Source organism: Micromonospora sp. NPDC002411, assembly GCF_053592955.1.
In genome coordinates, this window is the sequence record NZ_JBSFBM010000039.1 from 1 (window position 1) to 20,118 (window position 20,118).

General features: G+C 70.7%; 21 protein-coding genes and 1 pseudogene. 12 read left to right on the plus strand and 10 right to left on the minus strand.

What is annotated here, in order from left to right:
• The 5 genes and pseudogenes from ACWCO3_RS07645 to ACWCO3_RS07665 all read right to left on the minus strand — a co-directional run.
• Positions 1-507 (minus strand): annotated as a pseudogene (locus tag ACWCO3_RS07645) (quinone oxidoreductase family protein); the annotation flags it as partial.
• On the minus strand, positions 504-866 hold the full coding sequence (locus ACWCO3_RS07650) for a hypothetical protein (RefSeq protein ID WP_145780875.1): 363 nt from the start codon (positions 864-866) through the stop codon (positions 504-506). The pseudogene ACWCO3_RS07645 and the gene ACWCO3_RS07650, both read right to left, overlap by 4 nt.
• Positions 863-1,729 (minus strand): DODA-type extradiol aromatic ring-opening family dioxygenase, encoded by an 867-nt coding sequence (locus tag ACWCO3_RS07655; RefSeq protein WP_145780877.1) that lies wholly within the window; start codon positions 1,727-1,729, stop codon positions 863-865. Before ACWCO3_RS07655 ends, ACWCO3_RS07650 begins: the two co-directional genes overlap by 4 nt.
• Before the next feature lie 26 nt (positions 1,730-1,755).
• On the minus strand, positions 1,756-2,526 hold the full coding sequence (locus ACWCO3_RS07660; RefSeq protein ID WP_450009022.1) for a citryl-CoA lyase: 771 nt from the start codon (positions 2,524-2,526) through the stop codon (positions 1,756-1,758).
• Entirely contained in the window at positions 2,511-3,647 is a 1,137-nt protein-coding gene (locus ACWCO3_RS07665; protein ID WP_145780881.1) for a CaiB/BaiF CoA transferase family protein, read from the minus strand. Before ACWCO3_RS07665 ends, ACWCO3_RS07660 begins: the two co-directional genes overlap by 16 nt.
• A 199-nt stretch (positions 3,648-3,846) precedes the next feature.
• Here ACWCO3_RS07665 and ACWCO3_RS07670 point away from each other — a divergent pair, with 199 nt between their 5' ends.
• From ACWCO3_RS07670 to ACWCO3_RS07680, 3 genes are all read left to right on the plus strand, one after another.
• Positions 3,847-5,283: an amidohydrolase family protein gene (locus ACWCO3_RS07670; RefSeq protein ID WP_357937134.1), complete on the plus strand. Its 1,437-nt coding sequence runs from the start codon at positions 3,847-3,849 to the stop codon at positions 5,281-5,283.
• Between the two features lie 3 nt (positions 5,284-5,286).
• Positions 5,287-6,090: an IclR family transcriptional regulator domain-containing protein gene (locus tag ACWCO3_RS07675; protein WP_145780886.1), complete on the plus strand. Its 804-nt coding sequence runs from the start codon at positions 5,287-5,289 to the stop codon at positions 6,088-6,090.
• Positions 6,091-6,295: 205 nt separating this feature from the next.
• Positions 6,296-7,876 (plus strand): DHA2 family efflux MFS transporter permease subunit, encoded by a 1,581-nt coding sequence (locus ACWCO3_RS07680; RefSeq protein WP_145780888.1) that lies wholly within the window; start codon positions 6,296-6,298, stop codon positions 7,874-7,876.
• 60 nt (positions 7,877-7,936) lie between these two features.
• Here the strand turns inward: ACWCO3_RS07680 and ACWCO3_RS07685 are convergent, their stop codons facing one another.
• The 4 genes from ACWCO3_RS07685 to ACWCO3_RS07700 form a co-directional block, all read right to left on the minus strand.
• Positions 7,937-8,389, minus strand: coding sequence for a DUF5709 domain-containing protein (locus ACWCO3_RS07685; protein ID WP_450009026.1), 453 nt, complete (start codon positions 8,387-8,389; stop codon positions 7,937-7,939).
• A gap of 115 nt (positions 8,390-8,504) precedes the next feature.
• Positions 8,505-9,389, minus strand: a complete 885-nt coding sequence (locus ACWCO3_RS07690; protein WP_145780892.1) for an alpha/beta fold hydrolase — start codon at positions 9,387-9,389, stop codon at positions 8,505-8,507.
• Positions 9,390-9,502: 113 nt separating this feature from the next.
• Positions 9,503-10,426, minus strand: coding sequence for an RNA polymerase sigma factor (locus ACWCO3_RS07695; RefSeq protein ID WP_358165877.1), 924 nt, complete (start codon positions 10,424-10,426; stop codon positions 9,503-9,505).
• A gap of 96 nt (positions 10,427-10,522) precedes the next feature.
• A complete protein-coding gene (locus tag ACWCO3_RS07700; protein WP_450009029.1) occupies positions 10,523-11,491 on the minus strand; it encodes a helix-turn-helix transcriptional regulator in 969 nt (322 codons plus the stop codon).
• 62 nt (positions 11,492-11,553) lie between these two features.
• Here ACWCO3_RS07700 and ACWCO3_RS07705 point away from each other — a divergent pair, with 62 nt between their 5' ends.
• From ACWCO3_RS07705 to ACWCO3_RS07715, 3 genes are read left to right on the plus strand one after another with little or no spacing between them, the layout of a single operon-like run.
• Positions 11,554-12,687 (plus strand): epoxide hydrolase family protein, encoded by a 1,134-nt coding sequence (locus ACWCO3_RS07705; protein WP_450009031.1) that lies wholly within the window; start codon positions 11,554-11,556, stop codon positions 12,685-12,687.
• On the plus strand, positions 12,684-13,841 hold the full coding sequence (locus tag ACWCO3_RS07710) for a winged helix DNA-binding domain-containing protein (protein WP_450009033.1): 1,158 nt from the start codon (positions 12,684-12,686) through the stop codon (positions 13,839-13,841). Before ACWCO3_RS07705 ends, ACWCO3_RS07710 begins: the two co-directional genes overlap by 4 nt.
• A gap of 14 nt (positions 13,842-13,855) precedes the next feature.
• On the plus strand, positions 13,856-14,620 hold the full coding sequence (locus ACWCO3_RS07715) for a YqjF family protein (RefSeq protein WP_450009035.1): 765 nt from the start codon (positions 13,856-13,858) through the stop codon (positions 14,618-14,620).
• Here ACWCO3_RS07715 and ACWCO3_RS07720 read toward each other — a convergent pair.
• A complete protein-coding gene (locus ACWCO3_RS07720) occupies positions 14,614-15,591 on the minus strand; it encodes an aldo/keto reductase (RefSeq protein ID WP_145780903.1) in 978 nt (325 codons plus the stop codon). The two genes, ACWCO3_RS07715 and ACWCO3_RS07720, sit on opposite strands and share 7 nt — an antisense overlap.
• A 97-nt stretch (positions 15,592-15,688) precedes the next feature.
• Between ACWCO3_RS07720 and ACWCO3_RS07725 the strand changes: the two genes are divergently transcribed.
• The 6 genes from ACWCO3_RS07725 (at position 15,689) to ACWCO3_RS07750 (ending at position 20,001) form a co-directional block, all read left to right on the plus strand.
• Positions 15,689-16,108 (plus strand): GNAT family N-acetyltransferase, encoded by a 420-nt coding sequence (locus tag ACWCO3_RS07725; RefSeq protein ID WP_145780906.1) that lies wholly within the window; start codon positions 15,689-15,691, stop codon positions 16,106-16,108.
• Between the two features lie 113 nt (positions 16,109-16,221).
• The gene (locus tag ACWCO3_RS07730) at positions 16,222-16,581 is read left to right on the plus strand and encodes a hypothetical protein (RefSeq protein WP_357937144.1); all 360 of its coding nucleotides are present in this window, start codon (positions 16,222-16,224) and stop codon (positions 16,579-16,581) included.
• A gap of 33 nt (positions 16,582-16,614) precedes the next feature.
• A complete protein-coding gene (locus ACWCO3_RS07735; protein WP_358165866.1) occupies positions 16,615-17,175 on the plus strand; it encodes a carboxymuconolactone decarboxylase family protein in 561 nt (186 codons plus the stop codon).
• A 4-nt stretch (positions 17,176-17,179) separates the two neighbouring features.
• Positions 17,180-17,746 carry a TetR/AcrR family transcriptional regulator gene (locus ACWCO3_RS07740; RefSeq protein WP_145780912.1) on the plus strand — a complete coding sequence of 189 codons (567 nt, stop codon included), beginning with the start codon at positions 17,180-17,182 and terminating at the stop codon, positions 17,744-17,746.
• 134 nt (positions 17,747-17,880) lie between these two features.
• A complete protein-coding gene (locus ACWCO3_RS07745; protein ID WP_145780914.1) occupies positions 17,881-18,483 on the plus strand; it encodes a dihydrofolate reductase family protein in 603 nt (200 codons plus the stop codon).
• A gap of 165 nt (positions 18,484-18,648) precedes the next feature.
• Positions 18,649-20,001 carry a cellulase family glycosylhydrolase gene (locus tag ACWCO3_RS07750; RefSeq protein WP_450009038.1) on the plus strand — a complete coding sequence of 451 codons (1,353 nt, stop codon included), beginning with the start codon at positions 18,649-18,651 and terminating at the stop codon, positions 19,999-20,001.
• Positions 20,002-20,118: the final 117 nt, after the last annotated feature.

Sequence of the window (20,118 nt, forward strand, 5' to 3'; positions counted from 1 at the left end):
GGCCACGGCGACGACCCGGCGGGCCCCGCCGAGCAGGGCCAGCTGGACTGCCGCCTGACCGACCACACCACCGGCCCCGAGCACGACGACCTGCTCGCCGGCCGTCAGGTTGCCGGCGTGGGTCAGCGCCGCGTGCGCGGCGACCGCGGAGAGGCCCAGGGCCGCGAGCAGGGTCAGCGGTACGCCGGGCGGCAGCGCCACGACATCGACGGCGGGCACCGCCACCGTGGTCGCCATGCTGCCGTCGACCCCCGGCCGCATGCCGGCTGACGTGCCGAACCAGACAGTGTTGCCGTCGGCCAGCCGCCCCACACCCTGCACGCCCGGCACATAGGGGGTGCTCGGCTTGCCGAAGTAACTGGTGCCGCTGGCGCAGAGCACGTCCAGCGGGGTGATCGGCGCGGCTTCGACGGTGATCGTCAGCTCGCCGTCGGCCGGCACGGGAGCCGGCCGCTGGACGATCGTCGGTGGGGTGCCGCAGGCGGCGAGCTGTGCCGCGCGGATCATGTCGCGATGTCCGGGTACGGCATCGAGAAGTGCGCCAACCGTGCGCCGTACGACTTCTGGTACTCCAGCGGCTCGGTGTTGTCCCGCTCGAAGACGGCGATGAAGAGGGTCAGGGTGAGGAACGGGTGCGCCCCCAACTCGAACAGCTTCACGTGGTCGTGCGCGGCCAGTGCCTCTCGCTCCACGTCGTCGAAACGCAACCAGGTGCTCGCCTCGCCGGTGTGGCAGTTCAGCACCGTGTTGGCGCATTCGGCCTCCCACCAGGCAACCAGCTCGCGCGGTTCGCTCCGGTAGCGTTCGACCAGCTCGGGGTCCCGGTCGACCATGAAGAGGAACTTGTTCAGCAGGTATTTGCTCATGCCGCCGGCGCTCCGTTCGGGTACCAGGTGAAGTACGCCTCCATGGTGTGGAACAGGTCGAGGGTGTCGACGTAGTCGGCTTTCACGCCGGCGCCGGCCACGCCCATCATGAGCATGAAGTCCATGAACCCGTGGGTGGCGTTGCCCGGCGTGTGCAGGCTGTCCAGGGTGACCTCGCGCAGGCACCCGTCCAGGTCACCGTTGGCGATCCACTCGACGGCCCGCTGGTCGAACTCCGGGTCCGGGCCGTGCGGGCCGAACTGCCGGGGGCCGCCCAGTTCCAGCGAGAGGTGGCCGGTGCCGATGACCGCCACCCGCAGGTGCGACGGCCATGACTCGACGATCTCCCGGATGGCCTGGCCGAGCTGGACGAAGCGCTTCGGCTGCGGCAGCGGCGGCGCGAAGATGTTCGTGTAGATCGGCACGATCGGCAGGTCGGCCTCGGGCCGCAGCGTGATGATCGGGCAGGTGATGCTGTGGTCGATCCGCAGCTCGTTGCTGAACGCGAGGTCGAACCCGGAGTCGAGCCCGGCCCGCAGGATGTGCCCGGACAGATCCTCCTGACCCCTGAGCAGCATCCGGGGCAGCCCGAACTCGCGCTCCTCGTTGTACCAGTTGGCGTCGTACGCGGGCGCCTTGCCGACCAGGAACTGCGGCATGTTGTCCAACCAGAGCTGGTGGAAGTGGTCGGAGCCGACCATCACCAGCACGTCGGGTCGGGCCCGGGTCAACGTCTCCCGGAAGGCCAGGATCTTCCGGGTCCACTCGTCCGCGAACGGTGGTCGATCCTCGCCGGTGGCGGTGCTGGCCCGGTAGTAGAAAGGGTGGTGGGTGGAGGCGATGACCGCGACGACAGTGGCCATTCCGCTCCTTTCGCAGAAGAGGGGTGTCAGGGCTCGTACACGGCGTTGCGGTCCACGGTGCGGTAGATGTCCATGCCGAGCGGCCGGCGCCGCTCCTCGGCGAGGTGCCCGAGCAGCCCGGCCGCGCGGGCCAGCAGGGCGAAGCCGCGCAGCATCTCCACAGGCAACCCGAGGTCGGCGAGCGCCGCGCCGCAGACCCCGGCGCCGTTGAGTGGCAGGGTGCGACCGAGGACCTGCGGGTGCACCTGTCCGATCGCCTCGAACAGCCGCAGATGCGGGCCGTGCACACCCTCCTCGGTGGCGATCCGGATCAGGACGGGGGTGCGGGGGTCCTGCTGCTTGTGCACGGGGTGCCCGAGCCCGGGGACCAGCCGACGCTCCCGCTTGGCCCGGGTGACCGCGTTGAGGGCCACCGCGTCGTAGTCGGTCACCTCGCCGGCCTGTGCGAGGGTGTCGGCGAGGAAGCGTCCACAGTCCTCGGTGACGCCGAGGAAGCGGGAGCCGCCGCCGAGCAGGCCGGCGGCGAGCGCGCCCTGCAACGACTCGGGCGCGGATAGGTACGTCAACCGGGCCGCGATGGCCGTCGGGGTGAAGCCGTGGTCGGCGAGCGCCACCAGCACCGCCTCGAAGACCCGGACCTCACCCTGGGTGGGGCGGCGTCCGGCGACCAGCCAGTACGCCAGCTCGCCGAAGCCGACCTGACCCATCAGGTCGCCGGCCAGGTCTTGGCCGAGCAGCGAGATGCTCGTCGGGTCGGAGGTGCCGATCCCGGTCGGGAAGCTCAGCTCTTCAGCCACGCGCGGATCTCCTCGCCGTGTTCGTCGAGCCCGGGCGGCGGCAGCTCGTACCGGGCCGGGGTGTCGGAGAAGGTGATGGGGTTGCGGACGCCGGGCACGTCGCCGACGGCGACGACCGGGTCGAGCCCCAGCTCCTCGGCGAGTGCCACGCCGCCGTCGATGGTGTTGATCGGCGCGCACGGGACGCCCGCGGCGAGCAGGTCCCGGAACCACTCGTCCTTGGTCCGCTTGGCGAGCCGTTCGACCAGCAGGGGCCGCAGCTCCTCGCGATTGGCAGTGCGGTCCTGGTTGCGCCCGAAGCGCGGGTCGTCGGGCAGGCCGGGCAGGTCGAGCACCTGGCAGAGCTTGCGGAACTGCCCGTCGTTGCCGGCGATGACGATCAGCTCGCCGTCGGCGGTGGGCAGCGGCTCGTACGGGAAGAGGCTGGGGTGGGCGTTGCCCATCCGGAACGGGACGGTGCCACCGGCGACGTAGCCGCTGGAATGGTTGACCAGACCGGACAGCGCCGAGCTGAGCAGGTTGACCTCGACGTGCTGGCCCTTGCCGGTCTCGCCACGATGGTGCAGCGCGGCGAGGATGCCGATGCTCGCGTGCAGCCCGGCCATCACGTCGAAGACGGAGATCCCGGCCCGGTACGGCGAGCCGTCCGGGTCGCCGGTCAGGCTCATCAGGCCCGAGATCGCCTGCACCATGAGGTCGTAGCCGGGGTAGTCCCGGCCGGCGCCGGTGCCGAACCCGCTGATGCTCGCGTACACGATCTTCTCGTTGCTCGCGGCGACGCTGTCGTAGTCGAGGCCGAACCGGGCGAGGCCGCCCGGCCGGAAGTTCTCGATCAGCACGTCTGCGCGGCGGGACAGTTCCTGCGCGGCGGCCAGGTCGTCGGGCTTCTTGAGGTCCAGGGCGATCGACCGCTTGTTGCGGTTGATGCCGAGGTAGTACGTCGAGACGCCGTCGCGGGTGGGCGGCATCCAGGTGCGGGTGTCGTCCCCTCCGGGACTCTCCACTTTGATCACCTGTGCGCCCAGGTCCGCCAGGAGCATCGTCGCGTACGGCCCCGCGAGGATCCGGGAGAAGTCCGCGACGAGCAGCCCGGCCAGCGGCCCCGTCGAATGCTGCACCATGTTTCCGCCCGTCCTGCGGACACCTGTCCGCCGGGACAGCTTGCGACACCGTCCGGCGCCTGTCAATGGTCGATTCATCGCACGGAAACATGCTATTGACACGACTCGTGACCGGGACCACACTTGCGCCACTCGGGCTGGCCGCACAGCGGACAGTGGTCCGAATTCTCTCGTACTCTCCCGAAAGGAATGGGTGGCGATGAGCGCAACCGACCGGCCGGTGGTCTTCCGTAACGGCCTGGTTCTCACCATGGACGACGCGCACACGGTGTTGCCCGGCGCCGACGTGCTGGTCGTCGGCGGCCGGATCGCGGAGGTCGGCGTCGGCCTCACCGCGCCCGACGATGCCCTGGAGATCGACGCCGCCGGCGGCATCCTCATGCCCGGCATGGTCGACACCCACCGGCACCTGTGGCAGACCGCCATGCGCGGATACGGCGCCGACTGGACCCTGACCCAGTACTTCGTCTGGTACTACCTCGAATCCGGCAAGCTCTTCCGACCCGAGGACGTCCACGCCGGCAACCTGCTCGGTGCCATCGAAGCCATCGACGCGGGTGTCACCACCACCGTCGACTGGTCGCACGGCCTTCAGACGCCCGATCACGCCGACGCGGCCGTCGACGCACTGGAGGCGGTCGATGGACGCTTCGTGCTCGCCTACGGCAACATCCAGCAGGGTCCCTGGGAGTGGGCCACCTCGCCGGAGTTCCGCGACTTCCACCGTCGCCGCATCGACGGCGGCAGGCTGGCCGGGTTCCAGATGGCGTTCGACGTCACCGGCGACCCCGCGTTCCCGGAGCGGGCCGCCTTCGAGGTGGCCCGGGAGTTGGGCGCCGCGGTGACCACGCACGCCGGCGTGTGGGGCGCCACCAACGACGACGGCATCCGGCTGATGCACGAGAACGGGTTCATGAACCCCTCGACCGTCTACGTGCACGCGGCGACACTCACCCACGACTCGTACAACCGGATCGCCGCCACCGGCGGGACCGTCTCCGTCTCGACCGAGAGCGAACAGAGCGCCGGGCAGGGCTACCCGCCCACCTGGCAGCTGCGCCACCACGACATCCCGGTGTCGCTGTCGATGGACACCAGCGTGTGGTGGAGCGGTGACCTGTTCTCCGCGATGCGCTCCACGCTCGGCGCCGACCGTTCCCGGGAGCACCTGGAGGCGCACGCCAAGCAGGAGACCATCACCCACTGCCACCTGCGCGCCGAGCAGGTCGTCGAGTGGGCCACCCGAGGCGGCGCCCGCGCCCTCGGCATGGACTCCACGATCGGTGCCCTGACCCCCGGCCGGCAGGCTGACGTCGTCCTGATCAAGAACGACGCGTCGCCGGTGATGTTCCCGATCCTGAACCCGCACGGCCATGTCGTCTTCCAGGCCCAACGCGGCGACGTGCACACCGTGCTGGTGGGCGGCCGGGTCGTCAAGCGCGACGGCCGCCTCGTCGGAGTCGACCTCGCCGCCGCCCAGGCGAAGGTGGCGTCGACCATCGACCACCTCCGCGAGACGATGGGGGAGGAGGCATGGCGGCGTGGCATGAACCCGGACATCCCCGAGACCGCCATCCTGGAGAACCCCTACCAGTACACCGAGTGGGACGCCGGCTCGGCGCAATGGAAGCATTAGGACATGAGTGACAACGGAAGGGGCGCCGGGCCCGACTTCATCGAGGCTCTCGCCCGTGGGCTCGACGTCCTGCGCTCCTTCCGTCCCGCCTGTCCGTCGATGACGCTCAGCGAGATCGCCACCGCCACCGGCCTCGCCCGACCCACGGTCCGGCGCATCCTCATCACGCTCGAGGCGCTGGGTTACGTCCGCGCGGTCGGCCGTGGTCACGCCCTCACCCCACGCGTGCTCGAACTGGGCATGGCGTACGTCAACGCGCTGAACATGTGGGACGTGGCCCGGCCGCACATGGAGAAGCTGGTCGCGCAGACCAACGAGTCGACCTCGATGGCCCAGCTCGACGGCAGCGACATCGTCTACGTCGCCCGGGTGGCCGTCCCCAAGATCGTCACGCTGGGTGTCACCATCGGCACCCGCTTCCCCGCTCCCGCGACGTCGATGGGCAAGGTGCTGCTCGCGGCGCTGCCCGCGGAGACCCTGGCCGCCACGCTCGCCGAGCCGACGCGCTCCGGTATCACACCCCGCTGGCAGCCCTCACCCGGTGAACTCGACGCCGTGCTGCGCGAGGTCCGGGCGAAGGGCTGGGCCCTCGCCGACCAGGACCTGGCCCCAGGCATCCGGTCCGTCGCCACCGGCGTACGCGACGGCGACGGTCGGGTCGTCGCCGCGATCAACGTGACAGTGCACGCGGCCGAGACCTCTGTGGAGACCTTGCGGGAAGAGCACCTTCCGAGGTTGCTGCGGGTGGCCGCCGACATCGGGCACGACTGGGCGCTGACCGCCGCCGTGCCGGTCGTCACCGCCTGATCGACACCCGGACGTCCGGTCCCCATCCGACGGCCGTTCGGGTGCGAGGCCCGGCGGTCACGAAAACCGGCGGCCAATCGTCACATCCTCCGGTTAGTCTTCCTCCGCGCGTCGTCGGCCTGGTACGACGCGCCCCGCGCCTGGTCGGCGCGGCATCGCCGCCACCGCCCACCACTGGCCGGCTCAATCGACCTCAGGAGAGTTTGTGACACAGCAATCCGTCGCGACATCGGACAAACTCGACGCCGCGGTGCTCAAGGTGGCGGGCGTCGTCGTCCTTGGCGCGATCATGTCGATCCTCGACGTGACGGTGGTCAGCGTGGCGTTGCCCAAATTCCAGAGCGAGTTCGACGCGTCCTACGCCCGCGTCGCCTGGACCATGACCGCGTACACCCTCGCCCTGGCCACCGTGATCCCGCTGAGCGGGTGGGCGGCGGACCGGTTCGGCACCAAGCGCCTCTACATGGTGGCGTTGGCCCTGTTCACGATCGGGTCGGGGCTCTGCGCCACGGCCGACACGATCGGCGAGCTGATCGGCTACCGCGTGCTGCAGGGCCTCGGTGGAGGCATGCTCATGCCGCTGGGCATGACCATCATGACCCGGGCGGCCGGCCCGCACCGGATCGGCCGGCTGATGGCCGTCCTCGGCATCCCGATGCTGCTCGGCCCGATCGGCGGCCCGATCCTCGGCGGTTGGTTGATCGACACCGCGAGCTGGCACTGGATCTTCCTGATCAACATCCCGATCGGTGTCGTCGGGTTGATCTACGCGCAGCTGGCGCTCCCGAAGGACGCCCCCGAACCGTCGGAATCGTTCGACTTCGTCGGCATGCTCATGCTCTCGCCGGGCCTCGCCCTGTTCCTCTACGGCATCTCGTCGCTGCCGGAGGTGGGCACGTTCGCCGAGACCAAGGTGTGGGCCCCGATGCTGGTCGGCGGCGCGCTGGTGGTGGCGTTCGTGCTCTACTCGTTCAAGCCCCGGCACCCGCTGCTCGACCTGCGGCTGTTCCGCAACCGCAGCCTGACCATCGCGTCGGTGACGATGTTCGTGTTCATCATCGCGTTCATGGGCGCCGGCCTGCTGTTCCCGAGCTACTTCCTTCAGGTGCGCGGCGAGTCGACGCTGGCCGCCGGCCTGCTGATGGCCCCGCAGGGCATCGGCGCGATGATCACCATGCCGATCGCCGGCACGCTGGCCGACCGGGTGCCGATCGGGCGTACCGTGCCGTTCGCGCTGGGTCTCATCGTCGTCGGGTTCTTCGGCTTCACCCAGGTCGACCCGCAGACCTCGTACTGGCTGCTCGGTGGGTCGCTGTTCGTGATGGGTCTGGGCATGGGCGGCACGATGATGCCGATCATGACGTCGGCGCTGCGGACGTTGCAGGCGCAGGAGGTGGCGCGCGGCTCGACGCTGGTCAACATCCTCCAGCAGATCGGCGGGTCGGTCGGCGCCGCCGTGATGTCGGTGATCCTCACCAACGAGCTGAACGGCTCCCGGCCGATCCCCGGCCTGGTGGACGAGAGCGGCAAGCCGATCACCGAGGCCGGGCTGGCCATCGCCTCCCAGCAGCGGCCGGAGTTGCTTCAGCAGATGCCGGTGGACCCGTCGCTCATCGAGCGTGGGCTCGACTTCGCCGCCACGTCGTTCGCGACCACGTTCTGGGTCGCGTTCGCGCTGGTCGTGCTGACGTTCATCCCGGCCGCTCTGCTGCCGCGTCGACGTCAGCCGGCGCAGCTCGACGAGCCGCAGGGCGAGCAGGTCAGGACGCCCGTCGTCATCCACTGAGCAACCCGCCCGCCGCGCCCGCCATCCACCGATGGTGGGCGCGGCGTCTCAGGGCGGTCGTTAGCGCAGCGGGCCGTCGCCGGGCCCGTCCGGGTCCTCGATCACGTGGATCGCGGCTTCCTCCGCGCTGGCGGCGCCCGCGTCGATCCCGGCGTCCCACGCCACCGACTCGGCCTCGTCGTCCTCGCGGACGCCCTCGTCGTACGCGACGAGACGGCCGGCGCGCGCCTCGGCCTCGTAGCCGCGGCGGGTCAACTCGTCCTCGTCGTCGCCGTCCTCGGCGTACGGGTCGACGTCCGGCACCTCCTGGGCGAGGTGCTGCTCCAGGGACTCGCCCGCCCGCTCCTCGGCGGGCGTGGTGCCGAACCGGTTCGCCGCCGTCCAGTGGTCCTCGGCGATGATGCCGGTGTCGAGGGGGTCGCCGACCCGGTCGTCGTCAAGGGTGTCGGAGGCGTCCAGGACGCCGTCGTCCTCGGCCACGTTCCACTCGTCGACGGAATCCGTCTGGCTCACGGCTGTTTCTCCTTCGTCACGGCGCAGCGAAGTGCCAAGCCTATGACCGTGCAACGCCGCCGCCCCCCGAGGCCTGCCCGCTGTGACGAACGGACCTCCGGGGGCGGCGCGAGCGTCACCTCTTCAGCAACTCCACCACGGCCTCGGTGAACTCTGCCGGCTGCTCGATGTGCGCGAAGTGCCCGCTGTCCTTGAGCACCACCAGGCGCGAGTCCTTGAGGCCCGCGTGCAGCTCCTCGGCGTAGCGGGGACCGCAGATGAAGTCGTACGCCCCGACGATCACCACGGCCGGGACGGTGATCTCACCGAGCCGGTCGCGCACGTCGAAGGGCGTCGGGTCCTGCGCGCCGGCCGGCGCTGCCCAGGCCCGCAGGCCCGCCTGCAACGGGGCGAACTCGGCCTGCCGGGACCAGAAGTCCGCGAAGTACACCGGCAGCGCGGCGCTCAGGCCGGACGTCAACGTCTCGTCGTCGGTGGCGGACAGCGCTTGCCCGAGGGCGGCCGGGATCGCCGCCGCTTCCGGCCGGTCCGGGTGCCGCTGCGGGTATGCGGCGAGGTTGGCCATCGCCTCGGCCCAGAAATCGGCGCCGGTGACGGGTGACGTGTCGTACAGGGCGAGTCCGGCGACCCGGTCCGGGTGGTCCAGGGCGTAACGCTGGATGACGAATCCGCCGTACGAGTGGCCGAGGAGGTACACCCGGGGCTCGCCGAGGTGCGCAACGACGGCGTCGAGGAACCGGACATACGTGACGAGGCGGTAGTTGTCGGCGTTGTCGAGTCGCCCCGACGCGCCCGTGCCGACCGGCTCGACGTAGACCATCGTGAAGTACTCCTCAAGGCCGGGCGCCCGCAGGTAGGCCCACTCGATGCCGGGGCCGCCGGAGTGCGCCACGCACACCGGGCCGGAGCCGGCGACGTGGTAGACCTGCCGGACGCCATCAACGGTGAAGGTGTGCGTACCCGGTGCGAGGGCGTCGACGTCGTGGCTGGTGGAACCCATGAACCATCTCCCGATTCGTGACCCGTGCGGCGGGTGTCCGCCGCGCGGCTGGTGACTGACACGAACCAGATGCACGGGTCGAGGGAAAAGTTCGCTGGGTCGGCGACGTTTTCTCAGAGCGGCGCCGCGACGGGGTGGAAGAGGGTGAACCGGCGTACCCGCCCCCCGTGCAGCTGCTGCAACCACAGCGCTGCCGGCGGGCAGTGCTCCGGATCGTCCGGCGGACTGATGAGGTCGGTCTCCCAGATCAGCACGTCGCCACTGGCGACCACGTTGCGCAGCCGCTGGCGTATCCCGACCTCCAGATCGCTGGTCATGCCGCGGATCGCCAGGTCGCGGCCACCGCGTGGCCCACCCGGCACCACCATCTCGGCGTCCGGCCACCAGCTCTCCCGCACGACCCGGTCGAAGTCGCCCCGCATCGCCGTGGCGATCATGTCGCGGCCCTCGCGCCAGCGGGCGTCGACGGCCGCGCGGACGTCGGCGTGGGCCGCGGTCGCCGCTGTCCGTAGACCGCCGGCGAGGGCCCGGCGGGCGTGGCTGAGGCGGCTGCGGACGGTGCCGACCGGCACGCCGCACACGGCCGCGATCTGCTCGTACGACGAGGCGTCGCTGAAGTAGCGCAGCAGGGTGACCAGCCGGTCGGGCTCGGAAAGCTCCCCGAGGGCGTGCCACACCCAGTCGCGCATCGCCGCCCGGTCCAGGGCCTCCTCGGGGGTGGGGCTGGTGGCGGGCTGAGCGAACCAGTCCGGCTCGGCGACCGGGACGGGGCGCGGCCCGCGCAGGGCCATCCGCGCGTTGTTGCGGACGATCGTGCGCAGCCACGGGCCGACGGCGGCCGGATCGCGGACCTCGCCGATGCGCCGTAGCGCCGTCACCAGGGCGTCCTGCACCGCGTCCTCGGCGTCCGGTCCGTAGCCGAGCATGCTCAACGCGACGGCCCGCATTCCTGCCTCGTGGCGCGCCAGCAGCACACCGAGCGCCCCCGCGTCACCCGCCTGCGCGAGTGCCACCAGCTCCGCGTCACCCTGCGTCACGCCCAGTTCCTCCCCAAACCGCCTGTTTTGGAACGCTTCTGCTCACTCAAGCCTACGGCGGACCGGCGTGCCCTCGCCGAGGGTGGGGCGGCCTCCCTACGCTGCGGATGGGCTGGCGGCGCGGGTGGCCCGGGAGCCGATCTGCCGCAGGTGCGCGATCAACTCCGGAGGCTCATGCACCTCCATGTCGCAACCGAGGGTCAGCAGGCGCCACGCCAGCCAATCCAGAGTGTCGGCGTTGCTGCGTAACCGACACGAGGTCGCGTCGATCGGCTCCAGGTCGACGCCGGCGCCGCCGAGCGGGCCCGCCATCCGCTCGATCGGCGCGTGCAGCGTAATCACCGCCCGGTAGACGGGCGTCAGCTCAAGCAGCTTCTCCGTCATGAACGAGGCGGCGTCGGACGCCGGCAGTTGCCGGGCGGCGACCCGGATCCGGGTGGGCCACAGGTCGGTGATCCGGTCGACCCGGAAGATCCGCCAGTCGTCGCGATCGTTGTCGTAGCCCACCAGATACCAGCGCCGACCCGCCGACACCAGCTTGTACGGCTCGACGAGCCGTTCGGCCTCCAGGCCGTCGCGGCGGCGGTAAATGAACCGCAGTTGCTCCCGGTTGTTGACGGCGCAGGCCAGCGCGCTCAGGTGCTCCGGGTCGACAGTCGGTCCCTGCCAGGTGAGCAGCGGTTCGGTGGCCGCCCCCAGCGCGGAGACGCGGTGCCGCAGCCGGGACGGCAGCACCTGTTCGATCTTCGTCAGTGCCCGTACCGAGGCCTCCTCGATGCCGGCCACCGCGTGACCGGCGGCGGTGCGCAGACCGACAGCGATCGCCACCGCCTCGTCGTCGTCGAGCAGCAGCGGCGGCATCGCCTTGCCGGCGACCAGGCGGTATCCGCCGATCGCGCCCATCGTCGCCTGCACCGGGTAGCCGAGGTCACGCAATCGCTCCACGTCGCGGCGGATGGTGCGCAGGCTGACGCCGAGCCGGGTGGCCAACTCGCTGCCTGGCCACTCGCGGGGCGTCTGCAACAGCGACAGCAGACCTAGCAGTCGGGCGGGGGTGTCGGACATGAGCCCAGAATGCCAGCGATGTGTGCCAGAACCTGTCCTAGATGGGCCGTAGCGTTCCCGGCATGACGCCATTTCGGATAGACATCCCGCAGGCGGACATCGACGACCTGCGTGACCGGCTCTCCCGCACTCGGTGGCCCCGCTCGTTGCCCGGCACGGGCTGGAGCCGGGGGGTGCCGGTGGAGTACCTGCGCGAGCTGGCCGCGTACTGGGCGAGTGGTTACGACTGGCGGGCGCACGAGGCGCGGCTGAACGACCTCCCCCAACTCGTCACCGAGATCGACGGCTTGGCCGTGCACCTGCTGCACGTCCGCTCGCCGGAGCCGGACGCGCTGCCATTGCTGTTGACGCACGGCTGGCCGAACTCCGTTGTTGAGTTCACCGAGCTGATCGGCCCGCTGACCGACCCGCGCGCCCAGGGCGCGGATCCCGCGCAGGCGTTTCACCTCGTGGTGCCGTCGGTGCCCGGCTACGGTTTCTCCCAGGCGCCGCCGGACGGGTTCACGATCGACCGGCTCGCCCGGATGTGGGTCGAGCTGATGGCCCGCCTCGGCTACCACCGTTACGGCAGCCAGGGCGGCGACCTCGGTGCGTATGTCGCGCCACGGGTGGCCGCGGTGGCTCCGGAGCAGGTCGTCGGCGTGCACATCGACGGAGGGTTCGGCTTTCCGACCGCCGCCGACGTGCCGGACATGAGCGCTGCGGAACGCGCCGAGTGGGAGCAGATGCAGCAGTGGATGAGCGGTGGCGTGGACCATCACGCCCTGCTGCGAGCGGCGCCGCAGACCCTCTCGTACGCCTGGAACGACTCGCCGGTCGGGCTGCTGGCCTGGATGATGCAGAAGTTCAAGGAGTTCACCATGACGGTGCCGACGCCGGAGCAGGCCATCGACCGGGACCACCTGCTCACCAATGTGAGCCTCTACTGGTTCACCGGCACGTCGGGAACGTCGTCGTGGCCCATGTACGAGCGACTCACCGTCGCCGCCGACGGCGGTTTCGCCTGGCCCACCGGCCAACGGCGGGTGCCGTCCGGTGTGTACGGCGGTGGGTCCGCGCTGATGCGCCGCCTCGCCGAGCGGGACAACACCATCGTCCACTGGCCGCAGGGCAACCCGGGCAGCCACTTCGTGGCGATGGACGAGCCGCTGGCGCACGCGGCGGACATCCGCGCGTTCTTCGAGGGCCTGCGATGACCGAGCTGAGTTGGGCACAGGTGTCCGCCCGACGTCTACATCGGCACCGGCTCGGCGCACCGGCGGCAGACGCGGCACTGGATGCCGCACGCGTCGCCGACGTGGTGTCGGCGATCTGCGGCGCGCACGCCCAGATCGCGTCGGCCGCCGAGCTGTCCATCGGGCTGCGGGTGCCGGGCGCGACCCGCGCCCTGGTGCGGCGGGCACTGTGGAGCGACCGCACGCTGGTCAAGACCCGGGGGCCGCGCGGGACCGTACACCTGCTCGCCGCGGCGGACCTGCCGATGTGGGTCGGCGCGCTGAGCGCGTTGCCGGCCCCGTCGTGGGACCGCAGTGTGACCCTGCTGACGCCCCGGCAGACCGAGCAGGTCCTCGCGGCCATCGCCGACGCGGTCGCCGAGGCCGACCTGACCACCGCCGAGCTGACCGAGGAGATCGTGGCCCGTACGGGCCCGTGGGCGGGCGACCTGGTGATGGAGGCGTTCCAGGACACATGGCCCCGGTGGATCGCCGCGATGACCGCCGCCACCCGGGGCGGAGTGATCTGCTTCGGTCCGAATCGTGGTCGGGCCACCACGTACACCAGTCCGACCCGATGGCTGCCCGACTTCGCGCCGATGCCTGGCCCCGCCGCCCTGGCCGCACTCGTCCGCAGTTACCTGTACGCGTACGGGCCGGCGACCCCGGCACAGTTCGCCCGGTGGATGGGGGTGCCCCCGGCATGGGCGACGTGGCTGTTCGGCTCCCTCGACCTGACCGAGGTGACGGTGGAGGGCACCCGGGCCTGGGTGGCCGCCGACGACACCGTCTTCCCCGACGACGGGCCTTCCGGGTTGCGGCTGCTGCCCTACTTCGACGCGTACGCGGTCGGCTGCCACCCCCGCGAGCGGCTCTTCCCCGGCGCCGCCGGCGAGCGGGCGCTCAACGGTGGCCAGGCCGGCAACTACCCGGTGCTGCTGGTGGACGGGGTGGTCGCCGGGGTGTGGCACCAACGCCGCTCGGGCCGCTCGATCCACGTCACCGTCGAGCCGCTGCGGCCCCTCGACGCCGGGCAGCGGCGGGAGCTGGACGAGGAGGTCGAACGGCTCGGCGACATATTGGAAGGCAAACCCACGTTGACCATCGGCACGGTGAGCGTCGGCCCGCACGCCTGAGTCAGGATGGGAGCGTGGACATCGAACCCGTCGACCACGAACCCCGACAGTCGTTTCCCTGGGCTGTCCTGCGCCAGCGCTGGGAGGACCTCACCTTCCTGCACTGGGCAGTCGCCCCGGAGGTCGTCGCGTCGCTGCTGCCCGCCGGCACTAGCCCGGACACGTTCGACGGCGTCAGTTACGTGGGCCTGATCGGCTTCCGGATGGTCGGGCTGGGGTTCGGCCGTGGCCCAGGGGTGCCGTACTTCGGCACGTTCTGGGAGACCAACGTCCGGCTCTACTCGGTCGACGACGCCGGCCGGCGAGCGGTGGTGTTCCGGTCGCTCGACGCGTCCCGCCTGGTGCCGGTGCTGGTGGCGCGGGCGACGTTGCGACTGCCGTACCTCTGGTCGTGGATGCGGATGGACCGCGACGGTGACCGCCTCACCTACCGGTGCCGGCGACGCTGGCCCGGCCCGGCGGGTACGACGAGCCGAATGGCGGTGCGGGTGGGGGAGCCGATCGTCGACCCGACCCCCCTTGAGCACTTCGTCACCGCGCGCTGGGGTCTGCACACGCGGGCCTACGGGCGCACCCTGCACCTGCCGAACTGGCACCCGCGCTGGCCGCTGCACCGGGCCGAGGTGCTGCACCTCGACGACGAGTTGGTAGCCGCCGCGGGGCTGCCGGCGCCGGTCGGGCCGCCGGTCAGTGTGCTCTACTCGCCCGGCGTCCCGGTCAGGTTCGGCCCGCCGGTGGCGGCCCGGCCGCGGAGGGCCAGGCCGCCGGAGTCTCAGTAGCGGCCGCCCTCGGGTGCGGGCAACCCGTCGAGGTCGGTCAGATCCTCAGAGCTGAGCTGCACGTCGCCGGCGGCGCAGTTGTCCAGCAGGTACTTGGGGGTCTTGGTGCCCGGGATCGGGATGACCCGGTCACCCTGGGCGACCACCCAGGCGAGAGCGACCTGCGCGGGGCTGGCCCCGGCCCGGTCGGCGATCTCCCGGACCCGGGCGACGATGGCGAGGTTGGCGCGCAGCGCGTCCTGCTGGAAACGGGGGAGGCCGCGCCGGAAGTCGTCGGCGGGCAGGTCGTCGAACGAGGTGAACCGGCCGGCGAGGAAACCCCGACCGAGCGGGGAGAACGGCAGGAAGGCGATGCCCTGCTCGGCGCAGTACGGCAGCACCTCGGTCAACGGGTCGCGCGTCCACAGTGACAGCTCGGACTGCACCGACGCCACCGGGTGCACCGCCTGGGCCCGCGCGATCTGGGCGACAGTCACCTCGGACAACCCGATCTGCCGCGCCTTGCCGGCCGCCACGACCTCGGCCATCGCGCCCCAGGACTCCTCGATGGGCACCTCCGGGTCGACCCGGTGCAACTGGTAGAGGTCGACGTGGTCGGTGCCGAGCCGGCGCAGGCTCTCGTCGATCGCCGCACGGATGTGCTCCGGGCGGCCGTTGTTGCCGATCTTCGGGGAGTTGCCGGGGCCACCGGTGGGGGAGGTGGCCACCAGGCCGACCTTCGTGGCCAGCACGGCCCGCTCCCGGTGCCCGCCGGCCAGTGCTCGCCCGACCAGCTGCTCGTTGGTGTACGGCCCGTACACGTCGGACGTGTCGATCAGCGTCGCGCCCAGGTCCAGTGCCTGCCGGATGACGCCGATCGACGTGTCGTCGTCGCGAGGACCGGTGATGTCGTAGCCGTGGCTCATGCCCATGCAGCCGAGGCCGATGACGCCGACCTCGGGGCCGGTGCTGCCCAGCGTGGTGGTTCGCATGCGCCCCACGCTACGCCGGACGGAACGCGTGATCGGAAGGCACGTAGCGTCACCACCCGCAGACCGTTGACCGCCGACTGATGTGGGGAGAGCCGCCATGACTCACATTCGCGAGTTCGTCTGGCCGGACTACGACAATGTCGCGGCACTGTGGATCGCTACCGGACGGGACGTGCTGACCCGCGCCGAGTTGACCGCCAAGCTGACGCGGGATCCGCAGTTGTTCCTGGTCGCCGAGGTCGACCAGACGCTCGCCGGGGTCGTGCTCGGCACCTACGACGGCCGGCGCGGCATGATCCTGCGGCTGGCCGTGGCCCCGGAGCACCGGCGACGCGGTCTCGCTAGCCTGCTGGTCGCCGAGTTGGAGAAGCGGTTCGCGGCGCTGGACTGCCCACGGGTGAACCTGCTGGTCCTGCCGGAGGACACGAGCGCGCTGCGGTTCTGGCAGGCGCTGGGCTACCTGCCCCAGCCGGACGTGCTCTGCACCAAGCCGATGGGCGTCACCCCGAGCAGGTAGGGCGTCGGGCGGTGACGACTCTCACCTGATGCGGACTCGCGAGTCCGGTACGGTGGGCTCTAACCGGACTAGCGAGTCCGAATCTGACCCACAGTGATCGACGAGGAGATTCCGTGACCCCGGTACGGATCAGCGACGCCCTCCGCGCGGTGGCCTTCGAGCCGACCCGCGACCTGACCGAGGCGCTGGACGAGTTCTACGCCCCCGACTACACGCACCGCAGCGACGGAAAGACCGTCGACCGGGTCGAATTCGCCGAGATGGTGACGCGAGTACGGGCCCAGATCGTCAGCGGCACCGTCACCGTCCTGAACGAGCTGCGCGAGGGCCTCCACTACGCCGAACGACACGTCTTCGAGATCACCATGGCCGACGGGTCGACCGCCAAGCGGGAAATCGCCATCTTCGGGTCGTACGCCGAGGACGGTCGGTTCCGCCACCTCAGCGAAACGGGCTTCGACCTGCCCGCCTGACCCCACTTCGACGACCAGAAACAGGAGATAGCCATGCCCCGCCTTACCGACCCCGACCCGAACGCCATTCCCACCGACGTCCGCGATTTCCTGTCCGCCCTGCCGCCCGATCCGATGGTCAAGATGCTGACCCACTCGGTCGGCACTGTGACACCCTTCATCCAGCTCGCGAGGGCGCAGTTCACCGCGCTGGAGCTGCCCGCCCGCTCGCGGGAGTTGGTCATCCTGACGGTGGCCGAGTACACCGGGTGCGAGTTCGTGGCGGCCCAGCACCGCCCCATGTCCGAGGCGGCCGGCGTCGACCAGCGCACTCGCGAGATCATCAGCAGCCAGCGCATCGACAATCCAGACCTCTCCGCGTACGACCGGACGCTCATCCGGTTCACCGCCGAGGTGGTGCGGTCACCGCGCGTTCCCGACGAGCTCTTCGACCAGGCCCGGCAGATCCTCAGCGAGCGCGAGATCGTCGAGGTGCTCCAGGTGATCGGCTACTACTGGTCGTTCGGCCGGGTGGCCACGGCGCTCAACGTCGAAATCACCACCGTGTACGGCGACGAGCCGCTGCTGACCGACGAGACCGAGCGGGCAGACTGAGGCCATGACGCCGCCGACGCCGAGCGACCCGGAGACTCCCCGTCGGCGGCTGGACGCCCGCCGTAACCAGGAGCGGGTCATCGCCGCCGCCCGGGAGCTCTTCACCGAGCAGGGTCTCCAGGTGACGGTGCCGCAGGTGGCGGAGCGGGCCGGGGTGGGTCGCGCGACGGTCTACCGCAGCTACCCCAGCAAAGAAGACCTGATCGTCGCGGTCGTTCAGCGGCAGTTCCAGGAGTTGGAGCAGCGCATCCGGGCGGCGCTCGACGGCGCCGACGCGTACCGGGAGTGGTGTTCGTTCGTGCCCGACCTGTTCGAACGCCTCGCCTCCGACCGGGTCCTCGCCGACGCGTTCTTCGAGGGCAGGCTGGTGCCCGCCGCGCGCATCCTGGCCCTGATCGGGCAGCTGTTGGTGGCGGCCCGAGCGTCCGGCGGGATCCGCCCGGACGCCGGCGAGCTGGACATCCGGGTGATCCTCTGCGGAGCGGTCCGGCAGCTCATCGTCTTCGACGAGCGCGACCCGGCGGTGTGGCGCCGGTACGCCGACCTCGTACTCAACGCGCTGCGCCCCTGACGGCCTCGGTCGACACTCAGGAGAAAGCTCGGCCGACGTGTCGAGGACGGTGCGCCGGCTTCGACCTTGGGTTGAGGGCCGGAGCAGCCGGCCTCGCCGACGAGCCGACACGGCACGGACCGAGGAGTGGATCGATGACGAAGGTGACGACCGGGGCGACGATGTCGTTGGACGGCTACATCGCGGACGCGTCCCACGGTGGCTTCGAGTACCTCTTCCAGTGGTACGAAAACGGCGACGTCGAGACGCCGACGGCCGACCCCGAGCTGACCTTTCGGACCTCGGCCACGAGTGCCCGGCACCTACGGGCCCTCACCGAGCGGACCGGCGCGCTCGTCGTCGGCCGGCGGCTCTTCGACATCACCAGCGGGTGGGGTGGTCGGCATCCGTTGGACGTGCCCGTCGTTGTGGTCACCCACAGCGTGCCGGAGGGCTGGGCAGCCGAGAACGACTCCTTCGTCTTCGTCAGCGACGGCATCGAGAGCGCGATCGCCCGGGCGAAGGCGATCGCCGGGGACAAGGAGGTCGGTGTCAACGGGGGCACCATCGCCGCCCAGGTCGTCGAGGCCGGCCTGCTCGACGAGGTGCACGTCGACCTCGTCCCGGTCCTGCTCGGTGCCGGCGTCCCGCTCTTCGCCGACCTCAAGATCGCCCCACTTCAGCTGGACGGCCCGTTCAGCGTCGTCGAGGGCGACGGCGTCACCCACCTGGCCTACCGGGTACGCCGAGCCTCCTGAGCGCCGCGGGGACCGGTCTGATCGGGGCCGGGACCCGGTGTGGGGCGCCGGTGCTGAGCCCTCCGGCCAGAGCCTCCACCTTGCCTCTATAGTCATTGATCGATATCGTGCGCCCAGGCGCCGCCCCGCCTCAGACCACCACCGTCGATCCGAAGCGGGTTCCGCATGCGCACACTGAGACTTGTCACGACCCTGGCCGTCGCCGGCCTGCTGGCCGGCGGGGCGGCCCTGGTCGCCGCCACACCGGCCAGCGCGGCGACCGCCGTGTTCTCCGTGACGAACACCTGGGGCAACGGTTACCAGGGTCAGGTCACCGTCACGAACAACACGTCCGCACAGATAACCAGCTGGCGGGTCGAGTTCGACCTGCCGTCCGGGTCGAGCGTCAGCCAGTCGTGGAACGCGCAGCAGACGACCTCCGGCAGCCGCTACACCTTCACCAACGTGTCCTGGAATGGCACCCTCGCCGCCGGCGCGTCGACGTCGTTCGGATTCCTCGTCAACGGCACCGGCACGCCGCTGAACTGCACAGTCAACGGTGCCTCCTGCGCCGGCGGCACACCCCCGACGACCCCGCCTCCCACCACGCCGCCCCCCACCACGCCGCCGCCGACCACTGGCACACCCGTCGAGCGGCACGGGCAACTGCGGGTCTGCGGCACCACCATGTGCGACAAGTCCGGCGCGCGTGTGCAACTACGCGGCATCAGCAGCATGTGGCTCAACTGGGAGACCGCACCATACGCCGAGAACCTCTCCGCGCTGCGCTGGATGCGGGACAACTGGAACCTCCAGGTGATCCGCGCGGCCATGGGCGTCGAGCCGGCGGGCGCGTACCTCAGTGACCCGAACAAGGCCCGTACGCAGGTGGAGACCATCATCAACAACGCGGTCACCGCCGGGGTGTACGTGATCGTCGACTGGCACGCCCACGAGGCGCAGAACAACCAGTCCCAGGCGGTGGCGTTCTTCGGCGACCTGGCCCGCCGCTACGGTCACCTGCCCAACGTCATCTGGGAGCCCTACAACGAACCGCTGCAGGTGAGCTGGACCAACGTCATCAAGTCGTACCACCAGGCGGTGGTCTCCGCGATCCGCGCCGCCGACCCCGACAACATCGTGGTGCTCGGCACCCCCACGTGGTCGCAGGACGTGGACGTGGCGGCGGCCAGCCCGGTCTCCGGCACCAACCTGATGTACACGCTGCACTTCTACTCGTGCACGCACGGCTCGGCGCTGCGCGCCAAGGGTGACGCGGCGATCCGCGCCGGGCTGGCTCTCTTCGTCACCGAGTGGGGCGCCAGTAACGCCGACGGTGGCCTCGACGGCCGGTCCTGCCTACCCGAGGCGCAGTCCTGGATCGACTGGATGAAGGCGAACGGCATCTCCTGGACCGCCTGGAAACTCGACGTCGGCACCGACACCACCAACCTGCTCAGCCCCGGCGCGCCGGTGACGGGCGGGTGGAACAACTACCTGCACGGCCACGCGCCGTTCGTGGTGGCCAACATGAGGTGATGCTGGCCGTTCCTCAGTTCGCCGATGTCGGAGTATCCGCACCAACGGGATACCCCGACATCGGCGACTTCGTGTCGATCAGCGCCGGCGCGGCCGTTCGATGCCCGGCTGGGCAGA